Genomic DNA, 23354 nt, shown 5'->3' with positions numbered 1-23354 from the left:
TGCTTCGCCCCGCAGCACACATACCTGTTATAAATAACTCACGACGGAGACACCGACATGTTCAAAGGTTTGGGCGGTCTTGGCGATATGGCCAAGATGATGAAATCTGCGCAGGATATGCAGGCCAAGATGGCGCAGATGCAAGACGATCTGGACACCATCACCGTCACCGGTGAGGCTGGCGCAGGTCTCGTTAAGGCGACAGCCACCGCCAAGGGCGAGCTGACTGGCCTGGATATCGACCCCAGCATTTTTAACGGATCCGACAAGGAAGTCGTCGAGGACTTGATTTTGGCCGCAATCAAAGACGCGCAGTCCAAAGCATCAGAGCGCGCTCAGGACGAGATGGGCAAAATCGCAGAAAGCCTCGGTCTGCCCCCCGGCATGAAGATGCCTTTTTGAGGCACGGACCCCTGTTCATCTGGCAAGACAAACTCCCGCCGGAGGCGCATTTGGCGACACGTTGCGATGACTGATGGCCCGGATGATCTGACCGACCTGATTGCACTGATGGCAAAGTTGCCGGGCCTTGGCCCGCGCTCTGCCCGCCGTGCCGTGCTGCACTTGGTCAAAAAACGCGGTCAGCTGCTTGTTCCGCTCGCCGATGCCATGCAGCGCGTCGGCGCGAATGTGCGCGAATGTCTGAACTGCGGCAATATTGCTGCCGGGGACATCTGCAATATCTGCAACGACGATCGACGGGCCAACGGTGAAATCTGCGTCGTCGAAGATGTCGCCGACCTCTGGGCGATGGAGCGAAGCCAACAATTCAAAGGACGCTATCATGTCCTTGGCGGTACGCTTTCCGCCCTCGACGCCATTGGCCCGGAAGATTTGCGAATCCCCCGCTTGCTCGACCGTGTAACTTCCGAAAATGTGACCGAAGTGATTCTGGCCCTTGGTGCCACAATCGACGGCCATACAACCGCCCATTACATTGCCGATCAGCTGACAGATGTAACGGTCACCTCACTTGCGCAGGGGGTGCCCGTGGGGGGAGAGTTGGATTATCTGGACGACGGCACCATCACAGCCGCTTTGCGTGCACGGCGAGCCTTATAACCGCATCCATTGCGACTATTCGAAGTAACAACAAACACTAGCACAGTTGCGCCGGCGTCATGTGACCGCACACTTGCAACATCATATATGAAGGTAAAGTGTGTGGTGAGCCGGTCGGGATCCGAACCCGAGACCTACTGATTAAAAGTCAGTTGCTCTACCAACTGAGCTACCGGCCCATGCCACGAGGGGGGAATTAGGCGTTGTGCCGGGTGGGGTCAACCCCGAAATATCGCTTCCTCTGGATAAAGTTTCATTCGGGGCGTATAGGCGCGCCATGCAGAACAAAACCTCTTCCATTCCGTTCATGAAGATGCACGGCCTCGGCAACGACTTCGTTGTTATTGACGCCCGGTCCGGTCCGCGCGTCGACAGCGCTCTTGCAATTGCGATGGCCGACCGTCACCGCGGTATCGGCTTTGACCAACTGGCCGAAGTGACAGACAGCCCTGACGGCGATCTACATCTGACATTCTGGAACAGCGACGGCTCCACCTCCGCCGCTTGTGGCAACGCAACCCGCTGTATTGCAGCCTGGGACATGGCAAACCGGGGGACGGACAGCCTAGTCATTACAACAGACCGGGGCACGCTGCAGGCGCGTAGCGCCGGGGATGGCCTGACCTCCGTCAACATGGGCCTCCCACTGCTAGACTGGGCCGACGTGCCCCTTGCATCTGAAATGGATACGCTATCGCTTCCGATTGACGGCACTCCCACGGCCACCGGAATGGGCAACCCGCATTGCACCTTTTTCGTGGACGACATCACCACCATTGATCTGGCCGTACGCGGCAGCGCGATGGAACACCACCCGCTTTTCCCCGAACGCACCAATGTCCAGTTTGCGCAGGTCATTGCCCCTGATCACCTGCGCATGCGCGTCTGGGAACGCGGCGCCGGCGTCACCTTGGCCTCAGGCTCCTCATCCTGCGCCACGGCAGTCGCCGCAGCGCGCCGGGGCCTGACGGGGCGCAACGTGCGCATTGACCTCGACGGCGGCACCCTGCACATCGACTGGCGCGATGATGGCGTCTGGATGACCGGCCCCACGGCCCATGTCTTTGACGGAGCCTGGCATGTCTGACGCACCGATCTTTTCCAACCACGGATGCCGCCTGAACGCCTATGAAACCGCTGCCATGACCGAACTGGCAGAGGCTGCAGGCGTGCAGAACGCCATTGTCGTCAATACCTGCGCTGTCACTGCAGAAGCCGTGCGCAAGGCCCGCCAGGACATTCGCAAACTCCGCCGCGCGCACCCCAACGCCCGCCTTATCGTCACCGGCTGCGCCGCCCAGACCGAACCTGCCACCTTTTCCGCAATGGAAGAAGTCGACATGGTCATCGGCAACACGGAAAAAATGCAGCCGGAAACCTGGGCCGCAATGGCCCCTGACTTCAAGGGCACAACTGAACCCGTTCAGGTCGATGACATCATGTCGGTCACCGAAACCGCAGGCCACCTGATTGACGGCTTTGGAACCCGGTCGCGTGCCTATGTGCAGGTCCAGAATGGCTGCGATCACCGCTGCACGTTTTGCATCATCCCTTTTGGTCGCGGAAATTCCCGCTCGGTCCCTGCTGGCGTGGTGGTGGACCAGATCAAACGCCTCGTGGATCGCGGCTTTGCCGAAGTCGTGCTGACCGGCGTTGACCTGACATCCTGGGGGGCCGACCTTCCGGCCGCGCCGCGCCTTGGCGATCTTGTCCTGCGCATTCTGAAACTGGTTCCGGACCTGCCGCGCCTGCGCATTTCTTCCATCGACTCCATCGAAGTCGACCCCGCCTTGATGCAGGCCATTGCGACCGAACCTCGTTTAATGCCGCACTTGCACCTGTCCCTGCAGCATGGCGACAACCTGATCCTGAAGCGGATGAAGCGTCGCCACTCACGCGACGACGCCATCGCCTTTGCCGAAGAAGCCCGCAAACTGCGACCGGACATGACCTTTGGTGCCGACATAATCGCGGGCTTCCCAACAGAAACAGAGGATAGCTTCGCGAACTCACTTGCGCTGGTGAACGACTGCCACTTGACGTGGTTGCATGTCTTCCCTTACTCACCGCGCCCTGGCACCCCCGCCGCACGTATGCCCCAGGTCCGCGGCCCCGCGATCAAGGATCGCGCCGCCCGTCTGCGCGCAGCCGGTGATGCCGCAGTTCAAGCCCATCTGTCTGCACAAATCGGCCGGACCCATCAAATCTTGATGGAATCACCCCGGATGGGCCGCACCGCCCAATTTGCCGAAGTCCACTTCGACACTGATCAACCCGAAAGCCAGATCGTCACGGCATCGATCAAGGGTTGCGACCTGACAGTCTTGCGCGCCTGACAGTCTTCATCTGGCCCGAAATACTCCGGGGGGCTGCCCGCAGGGCGGCGGGGGCAGCGCCCCCTGCCCGCTTGCCAGTTGGCATACCCTGTGATTGGCTCGCTCTAACCGCATAGGAGCCCTCGCCATGAAATTGCTGATGTCCCCCGCCTCGCCATTCGCCCGCAAATGCCGCGTTTTGCTGCGCGAGGCGCAGTTGATGGACACCGTGGCCGAGGTAAATGTCACCACATCCCCCTTTGCCACGGCGCATGACGTTGCCGCCGCCAATCCTTTAGGCAAAATCCCCGCCCTTTTGCGTGAACACGGCCCCGCCATCTATGACAGCCGCGTCATCACCCGATTTCTTGACGACCATGCCGCCACGGCCTTTTACCCTAGCCCCCGCCTGTGGGAGGTTCTCACGCTCGAGGCGACGGCAGATGGTATCATGGAGGCGGCACTTGCCATCACCTACGAGGCGCGCATGCGCCCTGATGACCGTCAGATGCCAGAGTGGATGGATGCCCAGTGGGCAAAGGTCAGCCGCGCCGTCAAATCCCTTGACGATCGCTGGATATCGCATCTGAGCGGTCCGCTTGACATGGGGCAAATCGGCGTGGCCTGCGCGCTGTCCTATCTTGACCTGCGCCATGATGCGCGCAGTTGGCGCGCCGGGAACGACAGTCTAGCCGCGTGGCACGAAATATTTGCGCAACGCGATTCGATGCAGGCGACTGTTGTTCCCGCCTAGCGCTTAAAAGGCGAAACTGACGCCGACATTCAGCGCGTTCGTGATGATGTCGGTGCTTAGCGTGCCGCCGCCATCCAGATCAGCTTCGTTCTGGGAATAGGTGAATTTGTATTCGCCGAACACCGACATACGCTCGTTGATGTCATAGCTTGCGCCGGCCAGCACCGTCGCAGCCGGACCCGTGATCTGATATTCGGCAGTCGACGTGGCACCGTTCGAAACTTCGACGTGGGGGATGGCCAAACCGACGCCAGCGCCGACATAAGGGGTGAAGCCAGCCATCGGTTCAAACCGGCGATACGCGTTCGCTGTCAGCGTGTTAAGACCATCCGTGAATTCCAGCACCTCATAAGGTGTGCCTTCACGCGACTCGTCGTCGGAATAAACTTTGGTATGCGTGAAATCGAGGCCATAGCCAACGCTTTCGGACGCCCAGTAAGTTGCGCGGATTCCATAATAAGGCGGCGCATCGAAGGATTTGCCTTCCCATTTGACCCGCGTCTTTGATGGGTAACCATCAGCGCCGGATGTGAAAACATCCGAATGTGGCGCGCTTTGAATGCCACCGTAAAAGCTCAGCTCGACTTCCGCGCTAGCGGCTGCTGGCAATAGAATGGCAAGGGCTCCGGTCAGGGCAGCGGTACGCAGCATCGGGCGATCTTTCGGTTATGTATTCGGACTGTCCTTGCAACTTAGGTCTCCACCCGTCACCGCTCAAGCCCTGGTTTGCGTAATATTAAACAGAATCGCGTGACCTGTAACGGTAGGGACGGGTCCACATCCTGCTAAAAATGCGTCTTTCATGCCGCAATCGCCTGCCCTGCGCGGGAATGTCCGCTGGACTGGCGCGGGCATGGCCGCTAAACAACGCCTTATACAGGGTGGCATTATTGGCCGCCCTTGCTGTTATTCGCAGGCCCGCCACGCGGCGCGCCCAACTTAACCGGAGACATCCCTTTGTCACATGCAGACGAACATCAGGGCACACGCCGCGATTTCCTTTACTATGCGACCGCCGGTGCTGGCGTCGTGATTGGCGGCGCAGCCGTATGGCCGCTAGTCAACCAGATGAACCCATCGGCCGACGTTCAGGCGCTTGCGTCGATCCGCGTTGACGTCAGCGGCGTCAGCGAAGGCACGCAGCTGACGGTGCTGTGGCAAGGCAAACCCGTATTCATCCGTTACCGCACCCCGGCCGAGATCGAGGCAGCAGAGGCTGTCGCCCTTGCCGATCTGCCCGACCAGGGCGCGGAAAACGCGAACCTGCCCGCAGGCAGCGACGCGACGGACGCGAACCGTGCCCTGCCGACCCCCGAAGGGTCGGACGCGGCCCCCGGCGCGTGGCTTGTGCAAATGGGCGTGTGTACGCACCTTGGCTGTGTGCCTCTGGGCGAACAGGGTGACTTTGGCGGCTGGTTCTGCCCCTGCCATGGGTCCCATTACGACACCGCCGGCCGCATTCGCAAAGGGCCTGCGCCGCGCAACCTGCCCGTTCCCGTCGCGTCGTTTATCGACGCCACCACCATTCAACTCGGTTAAGGAGAGACACCCATGGCTGGTATTCCCCACGACCACTACGAACCGAAGTCCGGCGGTGAAAAGTGGCTTAACAAACGGCTGCCGATCATTGGCCTGATCCATGACGCGCTGTTCATTCCGACACCAAAAAACCTGAACTGGATGTGGATCTGGGGCATCGTCCTGGCTTTCACACTGGTTCTGCAGATCGCGACCGGTGTTGTGCTGGTCATGCATTACACCCCCCATGTTGATCTGGCCTTCGCTTCTGTCGAACACATCATGCGCGATGTGAATGGCGGTCACATGATCCGCTACTTCCACGCCAACGGCGCATCGCTGTTCTTTATCGCTGTTTATCTGCACATCTTCCGCGGCCTATACTACGGGTCTTACAAGGCCCCGCGTGAGGTGACGTGGATCATCGGTATGCTGATGTATCTGCTGATGATGGGCACCGCTTTCATGGGCTACGTTCTGCCCTGGGGTCAGATGTCGTTCCACGGCACCGCAGTTATCACCGGCCTGTTCGGCGCGATCCCCTTCATCGGCGAGTCGATCCAGACCTGGCTGCTTGGTGCTTCTGCCGTTGGGCAGCCTGCACTGAACCGCTTCTTCTCTTTGCACTATCTGATGCCCTTTATTTTGCTGGGCCTGACGATCGTTCATATCTGGGCTTTCCACACGACCGGTAACAACAACCCCACAGGGGTCGAAGTTCGCCGTACATCCAAAGAAGACGCTGCCAAGGATACGCTGCCCTTCTGGCCTTACTTCGTGATCAAGGACCTGTTCGCACTGGCCATCATTCTGGCGGTCTTTATGGCGATCGTTGGTTTCATGCCGAACTATCTGGGCCACCCGGACAACTATATTCCGGCAAACCCGCTGGCGACACCGTCGCATATCGTTCCTGAATGGTACTTCCTGCCGTTCTACGCGATCCTGCGCGCCTTCACGGCTGATGTCTGGGTTGTGCAGTTGGTCAACTGGGTCACCTTCGGCATCGTCGACGCTAAGTTCTTTGGCGTGTTGGCCATGTTTGGTGCCATTGCCGTCATGGCGCTGGCACCTTGGCTGGATACCTCGTCTGTGCGTTCGGGCCGTTTCCGCCCCACGTTCAAGTGGTACTTTGCCCTGCTCGCCGTCGACTTCATCGTGCTGATGTGGGTCGGTGCCCAACCCGCGGAATTCCCCTATGACTGGATTTCCCTGATCGCTGCCACCTACTGGTTCGCTTACTTCCTGGTCATTCTGCCGCTGCTTGGCGTGATGGAAAAACCGCTGACACCGCCAGCAACGATCGAAGACGACTTCAACGCGCACTACGCGCCGACCGGTGGGACAAAAACCATCGTGAACCCGGCCGAGTGAGAAAGGACCAAGTGACCATGCTTCGCAAACTCACCCTGACGGCCATGGCAGCACTGGCGATTTCCGCCGGTGCCGCTTCGGCCGAATCCGAAGTCGAAATTCACGACTACGACTTCCCCTTCGAAGGTCCGTTCGGCAGCTATGACACCATGCAGCTGCAGCGCGGCCTGAAGATCTATACAGAGGTCTGTGCTGCATGCCACGGTTTGGAACGCGTTGCGTTCCGCACCTTGCATGACGAAACAGGCCCTGCCTTGCCAGAAGACCAGATGCGCGCCTATGCGGCAAACTTCGAAGTCTTCGATCCGGCGCTTGCCGACGGTGCAGGCGACTACCGCGCTGCGACACCGGCGGACTACTATCCCGCATCGTCCCTGTCGAACGCGCCTGACCTGTCCTTGATGGCCAAGTCGCGCGCTGGCTTCCACGGCCCCTATGGCACGGGCATCAGCCAGTTCGTCAACGGCATGGGCGGCGCTGAATACCTTGCATCCCTGATGGCCGGCTACGAGGAAGAGCCAGCCTGTGCGGCCGAAATGGAAACCCCGATGGAAGGCTACTACAACGTTGCCTTCGCAAACGGCGGCTTCCCTGATGCCTGCAAGGATGATCACGGCCACCACACCGTACCGGGTAGCTGGATCGCCATGCCTCAGCCGCTTTATGGCGACGATGTGGTGTTTGATGACGGCCACGAGGCGACACTGGAATCCGAATCGCAGGACGTTGCCGCATTCCTGATGTGGGCAGCAGAACCCAAGATGACTGCACGCAAGCAAGCTGGTTTGACCGGCGTCATCTTTCTGTCGCTGCTGTCGGTGCTGTTGTACCTGACGAACAAGCGCCTTTGGGCACCACACAAGAACAAGCTGAAGGACTAAGGCGCAAGCCGAAGTCTGACGGCAAAAGGCCCGCCCCAGATAGGGGGCGGGCCTTTTTTTATGTTCTAGCCAAGATAGGATTGCGCAGCAGGCGACGGGTCCGTAAAAAACGCCCTCGCTTTTTGCGGGGGATGTGCGATGCCTTCGGCGACAAAAATCACGTAATCCGCAAAATTTCGCGCGTCGTCCGGATCATGGGTGACCATGATGACAGTGCGACCTTGCTGCGCCATCCGGTCACGCACCAAGGCCAGCATTTCCGCCCGAAGCGCAGGGCCCAGCGCGGCAAAGGCTTCATCCAGTAGCACAACTGGCCGATCCGAAAGCAGGCTTCGCGCCAGCGCCGCCCGCCCGATCTGACCGCCGGACAATGCAGACGGCTTTCGCCCGCCAAGTCCCGGCAGCCCCACGTCCTCCAAAGCGGCCTCCACGCGCATCAATTGCGGCTGGCTCAGCTTCAGTCGAGGGGCCAGCGCCAGCCCGACATTCTGGGCGGTCGTCAGGTGCGGGAAAAGGTTGTTATCCTGAAACAGCATGGTCACGGGTCGCTGGCCCGGCGCTTGTTCAGACAGATCGACGTCGCCCCATTTGATCCGCCCTGACACGGCAGGCTCGAACCCTGCAATCGCGCTCAGCAATGTGGACTTGCCACCGCCCGATGGGCCGATGACTGCCGTCATACCGGGTGGCACAGCGATGTTTGCCTGCAGTCGGAACGTTCCCTTGGCCACAGTTACGTCATCCAGCGTCAGCATCGCCCTGCCCCCTCGAATCGCAGATCCAGAATGCGCCCAGCGCCATGAACAGCAGCAAAACGGCAGCCCCGGCCGCCGCATCCATCCGGTAGGCCCCCATCAACCGGTACATAGCCAGCGGCAGCGTCTCCTGCGCGGGCGTCGCAAACAGCGCGACGACACCCAGATCGCCAATCGACAGTGCCATCGTCAGTCCTGCGGCAAAGCCCAGCGGTTTGCGCAGACGCGGCAGAATGACCAGCCGTAGTGTTGCCCATGATCCCAGCGCTAGGTTCTCCGCCAGCGGACCGTAGTCGCTACGGATGTCAATCACAGCCGGTGACAGCAATCGCAAGGCAAACGGCATGGCCATGACAGCGTTGACGGCAACCGTCACCGGCAAAGCCACTGCCTCCGGATTGACGAAAGGAAAGACGATCACGAACAGGCCCGTTCCCATGACTAGCGCACTGGCCGCTAAGGGCAGCGCGCCGACGACGATGACCAGGCCGCCGCCGTAAAGGGAAAGCGCAAGCGTACCGACAAGCGTCAGCGCCGTCGCGGCAATGGCCACCCCTGCCGACCGGCCCGCCGCCCGGTAGATATCAGGTCCAAGATCGGGCAGTGACGGCAGGCCGCGCCACAGGATCATGGCAAGCGGCAGCACGATAAAAAGCGTGACCAACAGCAGCCACCCCCAATCCCAGCGGCTTTGATCCCACCGCGCAACGGTCCGGTCCAGCCCGCGACCAAATCCGCTTAGCGGCGTGATACGCCACGCAACCAAGGCCGCCGCAGCACATAATGCAAATTGCACACAAGCCAGCAACGCGGCTCTGCCCAGATCGAAGTCGAAGCGGATCGCCTGCCAAATCGCAAGTTCGACCGTTGTCGCGCGCGGGCCGCCCCCAAGGGTCAGCGCAACGGCAAAACTGGTCAGGCAAATCAGGAAAATGACAAGCAGCGCACCCGGCGCGTGTCGTGCCAGCATCGGCACCTCCAGAATGCGCCAGATCGGGGCATTGAGCTGGGCCGCCAAACGGAACCGCTCTGACGGAATAGACAGCCATCCTTGCAGGATAAGTCTGACCGCTAGCGGCAGATTGAAAAAGACGTGGGCAAGTATGACCCCGCCAGCGCCGTAAATCGAAACAGAACCAAACCCCAGCGCCTCCAGACCGGCATTCAGCAATCCTCCTCTACCAAAGACCGCAAGCAGACCAAGAACCGCCACTATAACCGGCAAGATAAATGGTGCGCCCAAAAGCATGACAAGCGCACCACGTCCGCGAAACTGCCGCCGTGCCAGCGCACGCGCCACGGGGATCGCCAAGGTAACGGACGCGACTGCAGATGCCGCAGCCTGCATCACGGTAAAGCGGATGGCGGACCAATCACCCGGCGTCAGCCCGCGCCCTGCCTCGGCGCGCAAGGCAACCGCAAGCAGCGTGCCTAGGGTCAGCGTCAGCACCAGCGCGGCGGTTAGCCACGCTGGCAGGCTACGCATTATTGCGACAGCGCGGCGCGCCATGCCTCGACCAGATCGTCACGAAGCCCTGCGGCGTCTTGCGATGACAACAAGAGGCCTTTGGACGGCACGGTCAGCGTATCAAACCCATCCGGAAGACTGACGTCTGTTGCGGGATACATCCAGTTCGTTTCGGGGATGACGTTTTGAAAACCGGAGGTGGCGATAAAGGCCATGAACTGGTCGGCTAGTTCCGGCTGATCGCTTCCGGCCAATTTCGCCGCCACTTCAACTTGCAAGTAGTTCCCGGCGTCAAAGGCCCAAGACGTTTTGCTGTCGTCCTCTTCGGCGATCAGGTGATAAGCAGGCGATGTCGTGTAGGACAGAACAGCATCGGCCTCGCCTTCTAGAAACAGGTTATACGCCTCGGTCCAGCCCGGGGTCACGGTGACTATATTGTCAGCCAGATCGGCCCAGATTTGCGATGCGGCGTCGCCTTCGCTGACATGGACCCACATCAGTAGCCCCAGCCCGGGGGTAGATGATCGCGGGTCTTGGATAACGACCTTCAAATCGCTATCCGCCAACGCGCGAAAGGATGCGGCGGCCGGCGTGTCTTTGTTGGCAACAAACGCCAGATAGCCCCAGTCAAAGGGCAAAAAGGTATCATCATCCCATGCAACAGGCAGCGTCAGGTCTGCCGTGACCCCGTGGGGTGCAAACAGACCGGTATCGCGGGCTGCAGCGGTCAGATTTGTATCAAGGCCCAGCACGATATCCGCATCCGTGCGCGTGCCTTCCAGTTGCAGCCGCGCCAGCAGGGCCGCGCCGTCTCCCGCGCCGGTAAACACGAGATCACAAGCGCATTCTGCCTCGAACGCCGCCTCGATCGCGGGGCCGGGGCCCCATTCGGATGTAAAGCTGTCGTAGGTCAGCACATTCAGGGTTGGGGTCTGGGCGAAAGCTGTGCTTGCACACAGGATCGCGCCGACGCTCAAGAGTTTGGTCGTCATGTCATCCTCCAAAACGACGGGCGGAATGGGGGACAGCATGATTGCCGGACCTTCCCTCCGCCGGTCTTAACCGGTTCAGGTTCAACGGGTCCGCTTGCGCATCTCAGCCGGATTGGCCCCCCGAGGTTGCATGACGTTAACAATCGGCCTGCGAAATGAAAAGGGCCGCAAATGCTGCGGCCCTTTTGAACGATGTTGCACCCTTCAGACGATGGCATGGTCGGGCAAATGCGCCTCTCCTTCGCCGGTCGTGCCGGCATCGGGATTGTCAAAGATCCCCATGTCGATCTTGCCTTCACCCTTGGCGACAATGGTGGTGACAATGGCATCACCGGTGATGTTCACCGCTGTGCGGATCATGTCCATCAGGCGGTCCACGCCAAGAATGATCGCGATCCCTTCAATCGGCAGGCCAACCTGCGTCAGCACCATGGTCAGCATGACCAAGCCGACACCTGGCACACCAGCCGTGCCGATCGACGCCAGCACAGCCATGCCGATCACGGTCAGGTAGCCCATCAGGCCAAGGTCGATGCCGTACACATTCGCCAGGAACACTGTCGCCACACCCTGCATGATCGCGGTGCCGTCCATGTTGATGGTTGCACCGAAGGGGATGCAAAAGGACGCAACGCTTTCATCCACGCCCACCCGTTCTGTCGCACACTGATAAGTCACGGGGATGGTGGCGTTTGACGATGCGGTCGAAAAGGCAAATATCTGCGCTGGCCGCATCTTTTTCATAAAGGTGACCGGATTCAGCCCTGCCAGCAGTTTCAGCATGGCAGGCAGCGTGACAAACAAGTGGATCATCAACGCCGCAACAAGCGTCAGCACATAGGCAATAACCGGCATAAAAAGCCCAAGCCCCTGCTCTGCGAACGTTTTTGCAATCAGGGCAAACACACCGTAGGGCGCTGCGCGCATGACCAGATCGACAATCTTCATCATCACTTCGTTCATGTAATCGCAAGCTTCGATAAACGGCTTGGACCGATCACCCAGCATCAGCACCGCTATGCCCAGAACGACCGTATAAAAAATGACTTGCAGCATTTCGCCCGACGCAAAGGCGGCAATCGGATTGGTCGGCACGATGGCGGCAAAGACGTTCCAGACGCTTGGTGCCTCGGCTGCGGAAATATTGCTGGCATCGATACCGGTCATGTCAAACCCTGTGCCCGGCCCGACAACCGTGGCCAGCACAAGCGCGACAGTGATCGCCAAGGCTGTGGTCGCCAGATAAAGCCCAAAGGATTTGGTGCCGACACGGCCCAACACACGCACATCGCCAATTCCGGCAACACCGCCGATCAGCGAAAAGAACACCAGCGGCACAACAAGCATTTTTAAGGCATTGACGAACATCGTTCCGATCATGCCAAAAAAGCCGGCCACAATATGCGTATTGATAAAGGCAACATCCAGCGCGTTCAGAATGACGCCAACAACGATGCCAAGCCCCATCGCCAGCATAATCTTCATGGTCAGTGACATTTTACCGTCATGCACGGGCGGGGAGGTTTGACTTGCATCTGTCATGAGGCAGCTCCTTCATCATGAAAAGTCAGGCTTTCTGGCGTTCAGGCTGTCACAGAAATGAATTTTTGGCGACAAAAACATTCAAGGGTTGTGCATCTGCTTAAAATACAACCGCTTACTGCCCGGTCTTTTGCCTGAATTGCCAGAATTGAACCCGCGCCGCCTATGGTTTAAGCCCTGTGCAACAACACAAAGGGCCGCGCATGTCAGTCAACTCTTTCGGTCATCTGTTCCGGTTCACCACATGGGGCGAAAGCCACGGCCCCGCCTTGGGCGCGACGATCGACGGCTGCCCGCCGGGTGTACCGCTAGACCCGGCGATGATCCAGCAGTGGCTGGATAAACGGCGCCCCGGTCAGAACAAGAATACCACCCAGCGCAATGAGCCGGACGCGGTCGAAATCCTGTCCGGCGTTTATGAAGGACGCACGACAGGCACGCCAATCCAGCTGATGATCCGTAACACTGATCAGCGGTCCAAGGATTACGGCGATATCCTAAACACGTTCCGTCCCGGTCATGCGGACATCACCTACCACCAGAAATACGGGCTACGCGATCCACGCGGTGGCGGGCGATCCTCTGCCCGCGAAACCGCGGCGCGCGTGGCCGCCGGCGGCGTCGCCCGAGAGGCGATTACCGAAATTGTCCCCGGCGTGCAGATCACCGGCTACATGGTGCAAATGGGCGAGAAAAAGATCGACCGCGCACGCTTCGATTGGGATCAGATCAGCCAGAACGACTTCTGGTGCCCTGACGCGCAGGCCGCCGGCGAATGGGAAGACTACCTGACCTGGCTGCGCAAGGACGACCACAACTCTGTCGGCGCAATCATCGAAGTCGTCGCCCGCGGTGTGCCCGCAGGGATCGGTGCGCCGGTCTATGCCAAGCTGGATACCGATCTTGCTGCCGCGATGATGAGCATCAATGCCGTCAAGGGTGTCGAAATTGGTGAAGGTATGGCCTCCGCGACACTGACCGGGCGCGATAACGCGGACGAGATTTTCATGGGGAACGACGGGCGTCCTGTCTATTCGTCAAACCACGCGGGCGGCATCCTTGGCGGGATCAGCACGGGGCAAGACATCATTGTGCGCTTTGCTGTCAAACCGACATCGTCCATCCTGTCACCGCGCAAATCAATCACAATGGACGGCCAACCGGTCGAGGTCGTGACCAAAGGTCGCCACGATCCTTGCGTCGGAATCCGCGCCGTTCCTGTAGGCGAGGCGATGATGGCCTGCGTAATCTTGGATCACATCCTGCTTGATCGTGGCCAGACAGGCGGTGTGCGCGGGCAGATCGGCTGACCCGCCCGCGCAGATCTGGCGTTACATCCAGTAAGGCGACAGACCATAGTAGTCGTGTAGCCGCGTTTCGTAATCGCGGTCGCGCTGCCAGTCACTGACGCGTTCCGGCGCGCCGGTCAGCTGGTCCTTTGTCAGGTCCGTAGCATAGCCGCCCAGCGCCGTGTCATAACGCAGTGATTTCCATGGCAGAGGGTGCTGGTCCTCTCCCATACCCAGAAACCCGCCAAAGTTCATGACGGCATAGGCAACATTGCCAGACTGCTTGTCGATCATCAGATGGTCGATATGGCCGATCTGTTCACGGTCAGACCCGTAGACATGTGTGCCGTTCACGCGGCCAGAGTCGATCAGGTTGTGTTCGCTTTCCATGGCGTATCCTCCTTAGATTACCTAAGACTGAAACGCCCTGCTTGCCTTAGGGTTGCATCGTACCGTGCGCGCAAACCCTATCCGGCAAGATCCGGCCGACATGACAGATCAGGTGGCAGCCGTTGGCGCATCGTCATCACGCAACAGCAGGACCAAGGCCAAAACCGTCAAAGCGATACCAATCAAAATCAGCAGGGGCGGCGGCGGCGCGCCAAGTGCCAGCTGCCAGCATATGACCCAGGTCGGCGTAAGATAGGTATAGGCCATGACCTTGGCACTCGGCAGCCGCATGGCCGCAAATTGCAACAGCACAAAACTGGCGGCAGAAGCAAAAACCGAGATATAGATCAATGTAATCCAGACCACGCCGGGCAAAGCCTTCCACGGCGTCGCAACAATCGCCTGCGCACCGTAAAGACTGGTCAGAACCGCCCCGCCCAGCAACGTCATACAGGCAAACATCACCGTATTTTCGCCGCGCTTCAGCTTGGCAATCAGCGGCGTATAAAGTGCATGTGCGACGCAGCCCCAAAAAAAGATGAATTCCCCGCGTCCGACATCAAACGCCAGTGCGGCCTGCAGATCGGCACGAAAGATCACCCATAGTGCGCCCACGCCGCCGATTGCCAAGGCGACGGCCATCCGCCCTGTCAGCCGCTGTCGCAGCAATAGCCAGCCGAAGCCCGCCGCAATGATCGGAGTCAGGGTAAAGACCGCAGAGGTGCTGATGGGCGGTGCCGTCTTCAGCCCCTCGAACATGGAGACGAAGTAGCCAGAAATCAGGCCCGACAACACCACGAACCGCCACGGCGCGCGAAAGACACGGTTGTCCCATGCGCCCATGATATAGGCCAGCACAGCCAGCACAGCCGCCGCAATCCAGAACCGCGCTGCTGTCATGACCAAGGGATCAATGTCATTCGCAGCCCGGGACCCCAAGGCAAATGACCCGGCCACAAGCGCGGAAAACGCCAGCATGGCCAAATGTCCGCCTAGCGCAGGCCGCATCAGATTGTAAATTCAGCGGCACGCGCTTTCAGATGGCTTAAAAAGGTTTGCACTTTGACGCTGCGATGCAGATCGACATGCGTGACCAGCCACAGCTGGACCGTCCATTCTGGTGGCGACGGCATTACCCGCTTTAGGTTCGGGTAAAGCGGCAATTCCAGTTCAGAGATAAAGCCGATGCCTGCACCGGACGCGATAGCATCTGTCATCACGCGCATATCGGTTGCACGCAACACCATGCGCGATGACCCCACTTTTTCATGCAGCCAGCGAAAGAACGGCGCACGATGCGGCTCTTCGACATGGGCTACGAAATAGTGGTTTTTTAGATCGTCTTCATCTTTTGGCATACCAAAACGGGCGATGTAGTCGTCAGATGCGACCAGCGCCATGCTTTGCGATACCAGTAACTGCACGACGTTATCAGGCTCTGACGGTTGGCTTCCGGCGCGGATCGCGACATGCGCCTCGCCGTATTCAAGGCGGAACACGCGGTCGTCGGTCAGGAACTGCAACCGGATTTCGGGATAGTCGTGCTGGAAGTCGGTCAGGATCGGGATCAGCACTGGGCTAAGCGCCGCAAGCGATGTGATGACCAGCTCCCCGCGCACACCGTCCCCAAGACCTTTGATCCGCCCTGCAAGCTGGGTAAACTGCTCGTCCGTGGCCTGCGCAACGCGCAGCAGATCGACCCCTGCTTCTGTCGGGGTGTATCCCCGCGCATGGCGCTGGAACAGCTTCACGCCCAGACGCCCCTCCAATGCGTCGATATGGCGGATGACGGTGGCATGGTGCACGCCAAGCGCATCCGCAGCCCCACTTACCGTGCCTGCACGCGCAACCTGAAATGCGGTGCGGATTTCGTCCCAGCTGTCCATGATATCCTGTGCAGTAATGAACCTTGTGCGCAATCGTTCCGCAATTCTGTTTGAAATTGCAACAACCAATCATCGCTTGGTCCTGCCATCGTGCTTGACTATGGGGTCTGTGCTGCAAAGATTGGCATATGCGCTCTTTGCCCCAACGCATTGCGACACTGAATGCACGGCTTGTGCAAAAGCCGTTGCTTGCTGTCGTGCGCAGCCCGCAGATCTTGCGCCGCTTGTTCACCTTGAATGCCGTTTTGAACGCACGCACGCCAGCAGGTCTGACGCTAACCCCCCTTCAGCTTGGAACGCGGCGTTGCACCCTGTGCGGCACCGGGCAGGCGCAGGATCATGGCACCCTGCTTTATATCCACGGCGGTGCTTTCGTGATGGGCAATTTGCGTGGCTATCGCCATCTGATTGCCGCGATCGGCAAGGCAGCAGGCCTGCGCGCCGTTTTTCTAAATTACCGCATGGCCCCGGAACACCCCTTTCCCGCCGCCCTCGACGATGCAGAGGCCGCTTGGCGCGCCCTGTCAGACAATCCAGACTACGGCCCCCTGACACTCGCGGGGGATAGCGCCGGCGGAAATATCGCCCTGGCCCTACTGCAACGGATTGTCGCAAAAGGGCTGACGCTGCCTGCGGCGGTTGCGGTAATGTCCCCCGTGACGGACCTGCGGATGAAAAATCCAAGCCTGGCCATCAACCGTCGCAGCGACCCGCTTGTGTCTACCAGATGGGGCGCGCGCGGTGTTGCGGCCTATCTTGCAGGCACCGATCCGGCGCAACCTGACGCCTCGCCCATTCTAGGCGATTTTACCGGCGCACCGCCCGTGCTGATCCATGCCGACACAACAGAGGTGCTTTTCGACGACGCCCGCCTGATGGCCGACCATCTGCGCGCCCAAGGGGTCGATGTTACCTTTCACGCGCAAACCGGTCTTCCCCACGTCTGGCACATGGGTGTGGGCCGTACACCAGAAGCGGACGCAAGTGTCGCGGAAATCGGAACCTTCCTTGCCAGCCACACCCTGCCCAGGGCCAAACGCCAGTATACTTGACTCCTGCCGTCGCACCTTTTACACGCCTGTCAACACCCGGAAGCAAAGCCTTCCGGTCCTTTGCTTGCCAAAGGATCGCCCCTCGTCAGCGCGTTGCGCCCACGGGGGCGTTACTGCATTGACCCATCTGCCCTATATCAGGGTTTGGATGTAACGAAACGGGGCCCGCGCCGATGTTCGAGAACCTATCAGATCGCCTGTCAGGCGTCTTTGACAAGCTCACCAAACAAGGTGCGCTGTCCGATGACGACGTCAAAACAGCCCTGCGCGAGGTCCGCGTCGCCCTACTGGAGGCTGACGTTTCCCTCCCCGTAGCCCGCGACTTCGTGGCTGCCGTACAGGAGAAGGCGACCGGCCAGGCGGTCACCAAGTCGATCACCCCCGGCCAACAGGTCGTCAAGATCGTCCATGACGAACTGGAACGTGTGCTAACTGGCGACACCGACCCCGGCGCGCTGAAAATCGACAACCCGCCCGCCCCGATCCTGATGGTCGGCCTGCAAGGCTCTGGTAAAACCACCACGACCGCCAAGCTGGCCAAGCGCTTGAAAGAGCGTGAAGGCAAGCGCGTGCTGATGGCATCTCTCGACACCAACCGCCCGGCCGCGATGGAACAGCTGGCGATCCTCGGCACCCAGATCGGCGTGGACACCCTGCCGATCGTCAAGGGCGAAACCCCTGTCCAGATCGCAAAGCGGGCCAAGACCGCTGCCTCGCTTGGTGGCTACGACGTCTATATGCTCGATACCGCAGGCCGGCTTCACATTGACGCCGAACTGATCGCGCAGGCCGCTGCCGTGCGCGACGTGGCCAATCCGCGCGAAACGCTGCTGGTTGTGGACGGCCTGACAGGTCAGGACGCCGTCAACGTTGCACAAGAATTCGACGACAAAATCGGCGTCACCGGGGTCGTGCTCACCCGAATGGACGGCGACGGTCGCGGCGGTGCAGCCCTGTCCATGCGCGCCATTACCGGCAAGCCGATCCGCTTCGTCGGCCTTGGCGAGAAGATGGACGCAATCGAAACCTTCGAGCCGTCGCGCATCGCAGGCCGCATCCTTGGGATGGGCGACATCGTCGCGCTGGTCGAAAAAGCCCAACAGACCATCGAGGCCGAGCAAGCCGAAAAGATGATGAAACGGTTCCAGAAGGGCCGCTTCAACATGAACGATTTGAAGATGCAGCTAGAGCAGATGCTCAAGATGGGCGGCATGGAAGGCATGATGGGCATGCTGCCCGGGATGGGCAAAATGTCCAAGCAGATGGACGCTGCAGGCATGGACGACGGCATCCTGCGCCGCCAGATCGCGCTTATCAATTCGATGACGAAACAAGAACGTGCCAACCCCGACCTGATGGCCGCCTCCCGCAAAAAACGGATCGCCAAGGGTGCAGGTCTGGAAGTGTCGGAACTGAACAAGCTGGTCAAACAGCACCGTCAGATGGCCGACATGATGAAGAAAATGGGCAAGGGCGGCATGCTCAAGCAGGCCATGAAGCAGATGATGGGCAAAGGCGGCGGCATGCCCGACATGAACGACCCCGCAGCCATGCAAGAAGCCGCAAAAGCCCTGCAAGGCAAAATGCCCGCCGGCGGCCTGCCCGGCCTTGGCGGCGGCGGGTTGAAACTGCCCGCTGGCCTATCTGGCTTTGGGAAAAAGAAATAAGCAATGATGAACCGTTTTCATCTGGCTCATAAACTCCCGCCGGAGGCATCCCGTGCCCACCGCGCGCACGAGGCTGCGCCATGCTGAAGACCGTGCTAAGCCTCCAGACTGAACGCCTCATTCTGCGCCGGCCTGTTGCTGGCGACTGGGCAGCGTTTCGGGATTTCATGCAATCGGACCGTGCTGCCTTTTTCAGCCATCAGGGCAATATCGGCAGCATTTGGCGCAGCTTCGCGTCAGAGCTGGGGCATTGGGATATCTTTGGCTATGGCATGTGGGCCGTGACCCGGCGCGGCAATGACACGGCCATCGGCCTTGTCGGCCCCTGGACCCCGCCCGACTGGCCAGAGACTGAAATCGGCTGGATGATCTTTGATCCCGCGACCGAAGGCACCGGCATTGCCGCCGAAGCCGCCCGCGCTGCGATCGGCCATGCGTTTGATACGCTGGGCTGGACGACAGCCGTCAGTTATATCCACCCGGACAACCTCCGTTCGATCGCGCTGGCGGAAAAACTGGGTGCCCTGCGCGATGACGGCGCCCTGATGCCAACAAGCTATCCTGACAGCGCCGCTTGGCGCCACCCCGCCCCGCAACCGGCATCTTGCGCCACAGCATCCAAGGACTTGCCATGACCATCCACCCCTGGGAACAGCCCGCCACCGGACAAGCCGCCGTCGCAGTCGACCGCATTGCGCAGGCGCTGCCGCGCATCGCAACAGACCGAACCATCCTGCGCGGCCCCTACATGGAAGACTTCAACGTCTTCGCTGATCTGGTGACCTCCGACCGTGGCCGTTATGTCTCTGGCCCGCTGACGCGCGAAGGCGCTTGGGATGATTTCATTCAGCTGACTGCAAGCTGGATTCTGCGCGGCTGCGGATTGTGGACAGTCGAACATCAGGACGACAAGCGCGTCCTGGGTTTTGTGCTGCTCGGCCACGAAACCGGCGATCCGGAGCCAGAGTTGGGCTTTTTGTTCACCGAAGAGGCCGAAGGCCAGGGCTACGCCTTTGAAGCGTCCGAAAAGGCGCGCAACAACGCCTGGAATGCGCTGAGCTTTGACACGCTGGTCAGCTACATCGATCCGGAAAACGACCGTGCCATCGCGCTTGCCACCCGCCTTGGCGCTGAAAAAGTGCCGGGCGAAATGCATGACGGTTGCGAAGTTTGGCGCTACGCACGGCCGGAGTACGAGCTGTGAGCGACGATACCATCCGCGCCGCCGACGTCCTGAAGGATCACCGCGCCAGCATCGACCGGCTGGACGCGATCCTTGTCTACACGCTTGGCGAGCGGTTCAAACATACACAGGCCGTGGGCCGGCTGAAGGCAGAACATGCCTTGCCGCCTTCGGACCCCGCGCGCGAGGCAACGCAGATTGCACGCCTTACCGATCTTGCGAACAAGGCCGATCTGGACCCTGAATTCGCCAAGAAATTCCTGAACTTCATCATTCAGGAAGTCATCCACCACCACGAACAACACCAATCCTGACGGCTTTTGTCGTCACTTCTGCCAAACGTAAGGAAATACGCTATGTCTATGAAAATTCGTCTCGCCCGCGGTGGCTCCAAGAAGCGCCCCTACTACTCGATCGTTGCCGCCGACAGCCGCATGCCGCGCGATGGCCGCTTTAAGGAAAAGCTGGGCACATACGCGCCGATGCTGGCAAAAGACGACGAAAACCGCGTTAAAATGGATATGGAGCGCGTGCAGTACTGGCTGGATCAAGGCGCTCAGCCCACCGACCGCGTTGCACGTATGCTGGAAGCTGCTGGCACCCTGCCCAAGAAGGACCGTTCCAACCTGAAAAAGGGCGAGCCGGGCAAAGCTGCCAAGGCACGCGCGACCGAGAAAGCTGCCAAGCAGGCTGCAATCGACGAAGCTGCAAATGCACCGGCAGAAGACACCGCAGCAGAGTAATCTTGCCTGCCGCAGGCCGGATCGTCATGATCCGGCCTGCTACCCGCTGCTTTGCCGGGCGCTGACAGCCAGCGCCCCGCCAATCAGAGGTTCCGCTATGACAGACACCCCAACCGATCCCCGTGTTATCGTCGGCCGCCTGTCGGGGTCCTTTGGCGTGCGCGGCGAAGTGCGTCTGAAATCCTTCTGCGCGGACCCGATGGCTATTGCGGACTATGTTCCCCTGACAACGGACACGGGCCTGACCTTTGCGCAGGTCGTACTAACAGGCCAGATCAAGGGCGGCTTTACAGCCCGGATCGACGGCATAGTCGATAAGGAACAGGCTGACGCTTTGACGAATGTCGATCTATACGCTTTGCGCAGTGCCTTGCCTGCGCCGGAGGACGATGAATATTACTACGCCGATCTTGAAGGGTTGACCGTACTGGACACCGGCGGTGTCACGCTGGGCAAGGTCGTACGCGTTGTCGATCATGGCGCAGGTGATTTGCTCGATATCGCGGTGCCAGGCCAGTCGGAAACAGTCCTGCTGCCCTTTACGCAGGCCGTTGTGCCGACCGTGGATCTGGCTAGCGGGCGCATCGTGGCGGATCCACCCGACGGACTTTTCCCGGGCGTATGACCCGCATCCTGCTTCACCCGGGGTTTCACAAGACGGGCACGAGCTCGATCCAGCATTTCCTTTGGCATAATCGTGCGGTGCTTGCACCGCATGCCGTCCCCGTGTTGCTGCGCCACCTGAAACCTGTTGTGCGTATGGCCTGCCGCTATTCGCGGTATGGAAATCCCGCGGATCTGATTGATATCGTTGACGGCATGGATGCTGCGATTAAGCAGGCCGAGCCGCGTGCTAATCAGGATATCATCCTATCCTGCGAAGGATTGCTAGGGCACCTGCCCGGCTGGCCTGGAGTCGATAGCTATGCGGCGGCGCCCGCGCTTCTGACCTATCTGACCGGCTATTTTCAGGACCGTTATCCCAAGGCCCAGTTTGACATCGTTCTGACGACCCGCGATCCGGACAGTTGGCTGTTCAGCGCATATCGTCACCACCTGCGGGGGCAGCGCATGACACTTTCAGCGGCTGAATTCGCAGCCACCTATGTCGAAGCCGGCAACCTGAATAGTGATGTTAACGCGATTGCCGCGGCGCTGGGCGGCGTTAGCGTACAATCGCTAGACCTGTCTGTCATGCGCGATCATCCGCTTGGCCCGGGCGGCGCGATCTGTAGTCTGCTCGACTTGCCAGCAAAGGTTACCGCAAGTCTTTCCCCTGTCGGCGCAGGCAACGCGGGGCCAGAGCAGTCGCTTTGGCAACAATTTCTGGATCTGAACCGCAGCGATCTGGATGACCGCGCCGCGCAGGCTGCGAAAGCAGAGCTTGCACGCACAACCGACCTTGGCGGGTGGCGTCAATCCTGATGGTCCATGTCATTGTTCATCCGGGATTTCACAAGACGGGCACATCAAGCCTGCAAAGCTGGCTGGGGCAAAACCGCCGTGCGCTGAAACCATATCTTAGCTTTTACGGTAAAGCCGATTTTCTGACCGCCGGCAGCGCCGCGCGGATTTATGGGCAAAAGCCCTATCCGTGGCGCCTGCGTGCGTTCCGCCGCAGTTTTGACCGGTTCCTCAACAAGATCCCCGATGCGCCCGTCATTGTGCTGTCGCGCGAAACCTTTAGCGGTTCAATGCCGGGCCACCGCCGCTTTCCGGGGCGGATCATCACCGGGTATCGCAGCGTGGCCGTGTCCTTGGGGCAGCAGGTGATCGCAGCCCTGCAAACGCGGTTTGGCGCGGATGTGCAGATCACGTTTCTTTATACCTTGCGTGAACGCGAAAGCTGGATCCGCAGCGTCTATGGCCACCTTTTACGGTCGATCCATCTGCGTGATGACTACGACACTTTCCGTGCAAGGTTTCCAAATCTGATTGATCCGCGGGTAGAGGCGGAGTCGATAGCAAGAACGCTTGGCGTCGCGGCGCATTTCGTCGACCTTTCAGAAGTCAGTGACCGGCACGAAGGACCGGCCGCCGCCGTGCTTGACCTGCTGGGGGTGCCGGACGAGGTGCGCGCCGCCTTTGCCCCTGCCGGCCGTGCCAACAGCGGCCAAAGCAAGGCGATGGAGGCTGAATTCCTGCGAATGAACAGGGCAAGCCGCGACAAGGCAGCGCTCAAGCTGGCCAAGGATGCGATGCTAAGGGCCGCTCGGGACACCGGCGACGCAGACTAAAGGAACCCGGCAGGGCTTTGGCGTGTTGGACGTTGCAACACTTATCAAAGGACCGCATCATGATCGGCTGGATTGTCACACTTTTGGTTGTCGCTGCGATTGCGGCGCTTCTTGGTTTTGGCCGGATTTCCGGCGCGGCGCTGACCGGCGCGAAATTTTTAATTTTCGTTGTGCTGGTCCTGTTCCTATTGGCGCTCTTCGGAATCATCGCCCTGATCTGACGAATTAGCGTTTGCGTGCGGGGGG

27 protein-coding genes, 1 tRNA gene and 1 riboswitch are annotated in these 23354 nt (G+C 59.9%); of the genes, 19 read left to right on the top strand and 9 right to left on the bottom strand.

What is annotated here, in order from left to right; translation table 11 throughout:
* The first annotated feature begins 57 nt into the window (after positions 1 to 57).
* Positions 58 to 402, top strand: a complete 345-nt coding sequence (locus SJY10_RS03450; RefSeq protein ID WP_386679644.1) for a YbaB/EbfC family nucleoid-associated protein — start codon at positions 58 to 60, stop codon at positions 400 to 402.
* A gap of 66 nt (positions 403 to 468) precedes the next feature.
* Positions 469 to 1062: a recombination mediator RecR gene (gene recR, locus SJY10_RS03445; RefSeq protein WP_386679643.1), complete on the top strand. Its 594-nt coding sequence runs from the start codon at positions 469 to 471 to the stop codon at positions 1060 to 1062.
* A gap of 103 nt (positions 1063 to 1165) precedes the next feature.
* On the opposite strand, the gene SJY10_RS03440 is transcribed toward recR, so the two are convergent.
* Positions 1166 to 1241 (bottom strand) — tRNA-Lys (locus tag SJY10_RS03440).
* A gap of 98 nt (positions 1242 to 1339) precedes the next feature.
* On the opposite strand from SJY10_RS03440, the gene dapF reads away from it, so the two are divergent.
* The 3 genes from dapF to SJY10_RS03425 all read left to right on the top strand — a co-directional run bounded on the left by dapF (position 1340) and on the right by SJY10_RS03425 (position 4131).
* Positions 1340 to 2149 (top strand): diaminopimelate epimerase, encoded by an 810-nt coding sequence (gene dapF, locus SJY10_RS03435; protein ID WP_386679642.1) that lies wholly within the window; start codon positions 1340 to 1342, stop codon positions 2147 to 2149.
* Positions 2142 to 3398, top strand: a complete 1257-nt coding sequence (mtaB, locus tag SJY10_RS03430) for a tRNA (N(6)-L-threonylcarbamoyladenosine(37)-C(2))-methylthiotransferase MtaB (protein WP_386679641.1) — start codon at positions 2142 to 2144, stop codon at positions 3396 to 3398. Before dapF ends, mtaB begins: the two co-directional genes overlap by 8 nt.
* A 127-nt stretch (positions 3399 to 3525) precedes the next feature.
* On the top strand, positions 3526 to 4131 hold the full coding sequence (locus SJY10_RS03425) for a glutathione S-transferase (protein ID WP_386679640.1): 606 nt from the start codon (positions 3526 to 3528) through the stop codon (positions 4129 to 4131).
* Positions 4132 to 4134: 3 nt separating this feature from the next.
* Here the strand turns inward: SJY10_RS03425 and SJY10_RS03420 are convergent, their stop codons facing one another.
* A complete protein-coding gene (locus tag SJY10_RS03420; protein ID WP_386679639.1) occupies positions 4135 to 4782 on the bottom strand; it encodes an outer membrane protein in 648 nt (215 codons plus the stop codon).
* Positions 4783 to 5088: 306 nt separating this feature from the next.
* Between SJY10_RS03420 and petA the strand changes: the two genes are divergently transcribed.
* The 3 genes from petA to SJY10_RS03405 are packed head-to-tail and all read left to right on the top strand — an operon-like array spanning position 5089 to position 7904.
* On the top strand, positions 5089 to 5670 hold the full coding sequence (gene petA / locus SJY10_RS03415) for a ubiquinol-cytochrome c reductase iron-sulfur subunit (protein WP_386679638.1): 582 nt from the start codon (positions 5089 to 5091) through the stop codon (positions 5668 to 5670).
* 12 nt (positions 5671 to 5682) lie between these two features.
* Positions 5683 to 7023, top strand: a complete 1341-nt coding sequence (locus tag SJY10_RS03410; RefSeq protein ID WP_386679637.1) for a cytochrome bc complex cytochrome b subunit — start codon at positions 5683 to 5685, stop codon at positions 7021 to 7023.
* Positions 7024 to 7040: 17 nt separating this feature from the next.
* Positions 7041 to 7904 carry a cytochrome c1 gene (locus SJY10_RS03405; RefSeq protein ID WP_386679636.1) on the top strand — a complete coding sequence of 288 codons (864 nt, stop codon included), beginning with the start codon at positions 7041 to 7043 and terminating at the stop codon, positions 7902 to 7904.
* Between the two features lie 65 nt (positions 7905 to 7969).
* On the opposite strand, the gene SJY10_RS03400 is transcribed toward SJY10_RS03405, so the two are convergent.
* From SJY10_RS03400 to SJY10_RS03385, 4 genes are all read right to left on the bottom strand, one after another.
* Positions 7970 to 8659: an ATP-binding cassette domain-containing protein gene (locus tag SJY10_RS03400; protein WP_386679635.1), complete on the bottom strand. Its 690-nt coding sequence runs from the start codon at positions 8657 to 8659 to the stop codon at positions 7970 to 7972.
* The gene (locus SJY10_RS03395; RefSeq protein WP_386679634.1) at positions 8643 to 10169 is read right to left on the bottom strand and encodes a thiamine/thiamine pyrophosphate ABC transporter permease ThiP; all 1527 of its coding nucleotides are present in this window, start codon (positions 10167 to 10169) and stop codon (positions 8643 to 8645) included. The genes SJY10_RS03400 and SJY10_RS03395 overlap by 17 nt, the downstream gene beginning before the upstream one ends.
* Positions 10145 to 11158 carry a thiamine ABC transporter substrate binding subunit gene (gene thiB, locus SJY10_RS03390; protein WP_386679633.1) on the bottom strand — a complete coding sequence of 338 codons (1014 nt, stop codon included), beginning with the start codon at positions 11156 to 11158 and terminating at the stop codon, positions 10145 to 10147. Before thiB ends, SJY10_RS03395 begins: the two co-directional genes overlap by 25 nt.
* Positions 11155 to 11252: riboswitch (TPP riboswitch) on the bottom strand. (Overlaps the previous gene by 4 nt.)
* A gap of 71 nt (positions 11253 to 11323) precedes the next feature.
* Positions 11324 to 12661, bottom strand: coding sequence for a dicarboxylate/amino acid:cation symporter (locus tag SJY10_RS03385; RefSeq protein WP_386679632.1), 1338 nt, complete (start codon positions 12659 to 12661; stop codon positions 11324 to 11326).
* A gap of 203 nt (positions 12662 to 12864) precedes the next feature.
* Here SJY10_RS03385 and aroC point away from each other — a divergent pair, with 203 nt between their 5' ends.
* Positions 12865 to 13971, top strand: a complete 1107-nt coding sequence (aroC, locus tag SJY10_RS03380; protein ID WP_386679631.1) for a chorismate synthase — start codon at positions 12865 to 12867, stop codon at positions 13969 to 13971.
* A 21-nt stretch (positions 13972 to 13992) separates the two neighbouring features.
* On the opposite strand, the gene SJY10_RS03375 is transcribed toward aroC, so the two are convergent.
* From SJY10_RS03375 to SJY10_RS03365, 3 genes are all read right to left on the bottom strand, one after another.
* Positions 13993 to 14340 carry a PRC-barrel domain-containing protein gene (locus SJY10_RS03375; protein WP_386679630.1) on the bottom strand — a complete coding sequence of 116 codons (348 nt, stop codon included), beginning with the start codon at positions 14338 to 14340 and terminating at the stop codon, positions 13993 to 13995.
* Between the two features lie 108 nt (positions 14341 to 14448).
* Entirely contained in the window at positions 14449 to 15348 is a 900-nt protein-coding gene (locus tag SJY10_RS03370) for a DMT family transporter (protein WP_386679629.1), read from the bottom strand.
* Positions 15348 to 16226: a LysR family transcriptional regulator gene (locus tag SJY10_RS03365; RefSeq protein WP_386679628.1), complete on the bottom strand. Its 879-nt coding sequence runs from the start codon at positions 16224 to 16226 to the stop codon at positions 15348 to 15350. Before SJY10_RS03365 ends, SJY10_RS03370 begins: the two co-directional genes overlap by 1 nt.
* Before the next feature lie 128 nt (positions 16227 to 16354).
* Here SJY10_RS03365 and SJY10_RS03360 point away from each other — a divergent pair, with 128 nt between their 5' ends.
* The 10 genes from SJY10_RS03360 (at position 16355) to SJY10_RS03315 (ending at position 23329) form a co-directional block, all read left to right on the top strand.
* Positions 16355 to 17278 carry an alpha/beta hydrolase gene (locus SJY10_RS03360; protein ID WP_386679627.1) on the top strand — a complete coding sequence of 308 codons (924 nt, stop codon included), beginning with the start codon at positions 16355 to 16357 and terminating at the stop codon, positions 17276 to 17278.
* A 173-nt stretch (positions 17279 to 17451) separates the two neighbouring features.
* Positions 17452 to 18945 carry a signal recognition particle protein gene (gene ffh / locus SJY10_RS03355; protein ID WP_386679626.1) on the top strand — a complete coding sequence of 498 codons (1494 nt, stop codon included), beginning with the start codon at positions 17452 to 17454 and terminating at the stop codon, positions 18943 to 18945.
* Between the two features lie 80 nt (positions 18946 to 19025).
* Positions 19026 to 19580: a GNAT family N-acetyltransferase gene (locus SJY10_RS03350; protein ID WP_386679625.1), complete on the top strand. Its 555-nt coding sequence runs from the start codon at positions 19026 to 19028 to the stop codon at positions 19578 to 19580.
* Complete coding sequence (locus SJY10_RS03345; RefSeq protein ID WP_386679624.1) at positions 19577 to 20149, top strand: GNAT family N-acetyltransferase; 573 nt, start codon at positions 19577 to 19579, stop codon at positions 20147 to 20149. The genes SJY10_RS03350 and SJY10_RS03345 overlap by 4 nt, the downstream gene beginning before the upstream one ends.
* The gene (locus SJY10_RS03340) at positions 20146 to 20442 is read left to right on the top strand and encodes a chorismate mutase (RefSeq protein ID WP_386679623.1); all 297 of its coding nucleotides are present in this window, start codon (positions 20146 to 20148) and stop codon (positions 20440 to 20442) included. Before SJY10_RS03345 ends, SJY10_RS03340 begins: the two co-directional genes overlap by 4 nt.
* Before the next feature lie 42 nt (positions 20443 to 20484).
* Positions 20485 to 20871, top strand: coding sequence for a 30S ribosomal protein S16 (gene rpsP / locus SJY10_RS03335; RefSeq protein ID WP_386679622.1), 387 nt, complete (start codon positions 20485 to 20487; stop codon positions 20869 to 20871).
* A gap of 97 nt (positions 20872 to 20968) precedes the next feature.
* On the top strand, positions 20969 to 21496 hold the full coding sequence (gene rimM / locus SJY10_RS03330; protein ID WP_386679621.1) for a ribosome maturation factor RimM: 528 nt from the start codon (positions 20969 to 20971) through the stop codon (positions 21494 to 21496).
* On the top strand, positions 21493 to 22296 hold the full coding sequence (locus SJY10_RS03325) for a hypothetical protein (RefSeq protein WP_386679620.1): 804 nt from the start codon (positions 21493 to 21495) through the stop codon (positions 22294 to 22296). The genes rimM and SJY10_RS03325 overlap by 4 nt, the downstream gene beginning before the upstream one ends.
* Positions 22296 to 23108, top strand: a complete 813-nt coding sequence (locus SJY10_RS03320; protein ID WP_386679619.1) for a hypothetical protein — start codon at positions 22296 to 22298, stop codon at positions 23106 to 23108. The genes SJY10_RS03325 and SJY10_RS03320 overlap by 1 nt, the downstream gene beginning before the upstream one ends.
* Positions 23109 to 23167: 59 nt before the next feature.
* The gene (locus SJY10_RS03315; RefSeq protein ID WP_386679618.1) at positions 23168 to 23329 is read left to right on the top strand and encodes a DUF1328 family protein; all 162 of its coding nucleotides are present in this window, start codon (positions 23168 to 23170) and stop codon (positions 23327 to 23329) included.
* Positions 23330 to 23354: the final 25 nt, after the last annotated feature.

Origin of the sequence: Loktanella sp. R86503 (assembly GCF_042466455.1) — a bacterium.
Classification (GTDB): domain Bacteria; phylum Pseudomonadota; class Alphaproteobacteria; order Rhodobacterales; family Rhodobacteraceae; genus Loktanella.
Note: the sequence above shows the minus strand (reverse complement) of the source record. Positions and strands in the feature narration are given on the sequence as shown.

Bases quoted from the DNA above. Each gene is read 5' to 3' on its own strand.
- ffh (WP_386679626.1), top strand. From the start codon at position 17,452: ATGTTCGAGAACCTATCAGATCGCCTGTCAGGCGTCTTTGACAAGCTC.
- SJY10_RS03315 (WP_386679618.1), top strand. From the start codon at position 23,168: ATGATCGGCTGGATTGTCACACTTTTGGTTGTCGCTGCGATTGCGGCG.
- SJY10_RS03425 (WP_386679640.1), top strand. From the start codon at position 3,526: ATGAAATTGCTGATGTCCCCCGCCTCGCCATTCGCCCGCAAATGCCGC.
- SJY10_RS03385 (WP_386679632.1), bottom strand. From the start codon at position 12,661: ATGACAGATGCAAGTCAAACCTCCCCGCCCGTGCATGACGGTAAAATG.
- SJY10_RS03420 (WP_386679639.1), bottom strand. From the start codon at position 4,782: ATGCTGCGTACCGCTGCCCTGACCGGAGCCCTTGCCATTCTATTGCCA.
- SJY10_RS03350 (WP_386679625.1), top strand. From the start codon at position 19,026: ATGCTGAAGACCGTGCTAAGCCTCCAGACTGAACGCCTCATTCTGCGC.
- aroC (WP_386679631.1), top strand. From the start codon at position 12,865: ATGTCAGTCAACTCTTTCGGTCATCTGTTCCGGTTCACCACATGGGGC.
- SJY10_RS03400 (WP_386679635.1), bottom strand. From the start codon at position 8,659: ATGCTGACGCTGGATGACGTAACTGTGGCCAAGGGAACGTTCCGACTG.
- SJY10_RS03450 (WP_386679644.1), top strand. From the start codon at position 58: ATGTTCAAAGGTTTGGGCGGTCTTGGCGATATGGCCAAGATGATGAAA.
- SJY10_RS03360 (WP_386679627.1), top strand. From the start codon at position 16,355: ATGCGCTCTTTGCCCCAACGCATTGCGACACTGAATGCACGGCTTGTG.
- recR (WP_386679643.1), top strand. From the start codon at position 469: ATGACTGATGGCCCGGATGATCTGACCGACCTGATTGCACTGATGGCA.
- mtaB (WP_386679641.1), top strand. From the start codon at position 2,142: ATGTCTGACGCACCGATCTTTTCCAACCACGGATGCCGCCTGAACGCC.
- SJY10_RS03405 (WP_386679636.1), top strand. From the start codon at position 7,041: ATGCTTCGCAAACTCACCCTGACGGCCATGGCAGCACTGGCGATTTCC.
- dapF (WP_386679642.1), top strand. From the start codon at position 1,340: ATGCAGAACAAAACCTCTTCCATTCCGTTCATGAAGATGCACGGCCTC.
- SJY10_RS03410 (WP_386679637.1), top strand. From the start codon at position 5,683: ATGGCTGGTATTCCCCACGACCACTACGAACCGAAGTCCGGCGGTGAA.
- SJY10_RS03375 (WP_386679630.1), bottom strand. From the start codon at position 14,340: ATGGAAAGCGAACACAACCTGATCGACTCTGGCCGCGTGAACGGCACA.
- SJY10_RS03320 (WP_386679619.1), top strand. From the start codon at position 22,296: ATGGTCCATGTCATTGTTCATCCGGGATTTCACAAGACGGGCACATCA.
- rpsP (WP_386679622.1), top strand. From the start codon at position 20,485: ATGTCTATGAAAATTCGTCTCGCCCGCGGTGGCTCCAAGAAGCGCCCC.
- SJY10_RS03370 (WP_386679629.1), bottom strand. From the start codon at position 15,348: ATGCGGCCTGCGCTAGGCGGACATTTGGCCATGCTGGCGTTTTCCGCG.
- thiB (WP_386679633.1), bottom strand. From the start codon at position 11,158: ATGCTGTCCCCCATTCCGCCCGTCGTTTTGGAGGATGACATGACGACC.
- SJY10_RS03365 (WP_386679628.1), bottom strand. From the start codon at position 16,226: ATGGACAGCTGGGACGAAATCCGCACCGCATTTCAGGTTGCGCGTGCA.
- SJY10_RS03325 (WP_386679620.1), top strand. From the start codon at position 21,493: ATGACCCGCATCCTGCTTCACCCGGGGTTTCACAAGACGGGCACGAGC.
- rimM (WP_386679621.1), top strand. From the start codon at position 20,969: ATGACAGACACCCCAACCGATCCCCGTGTTATCGTCGGCCGCCTGTCG.
- SJY10_RS03345 (WP_386679624.1), top strand. From the start codon at position 19,577: ATGACCATCCACCCCTGGGAACAGCCCGCCACCGGACAAGCCGCCGTC.
- SJY10_RS03395 (WP_386679634.1), bottom strand. From the start codon at position 10,169: ATGGCGCGCCGCGCTGTCGCAATAATGCGTAGCCTGCCAGCGTGGCTA.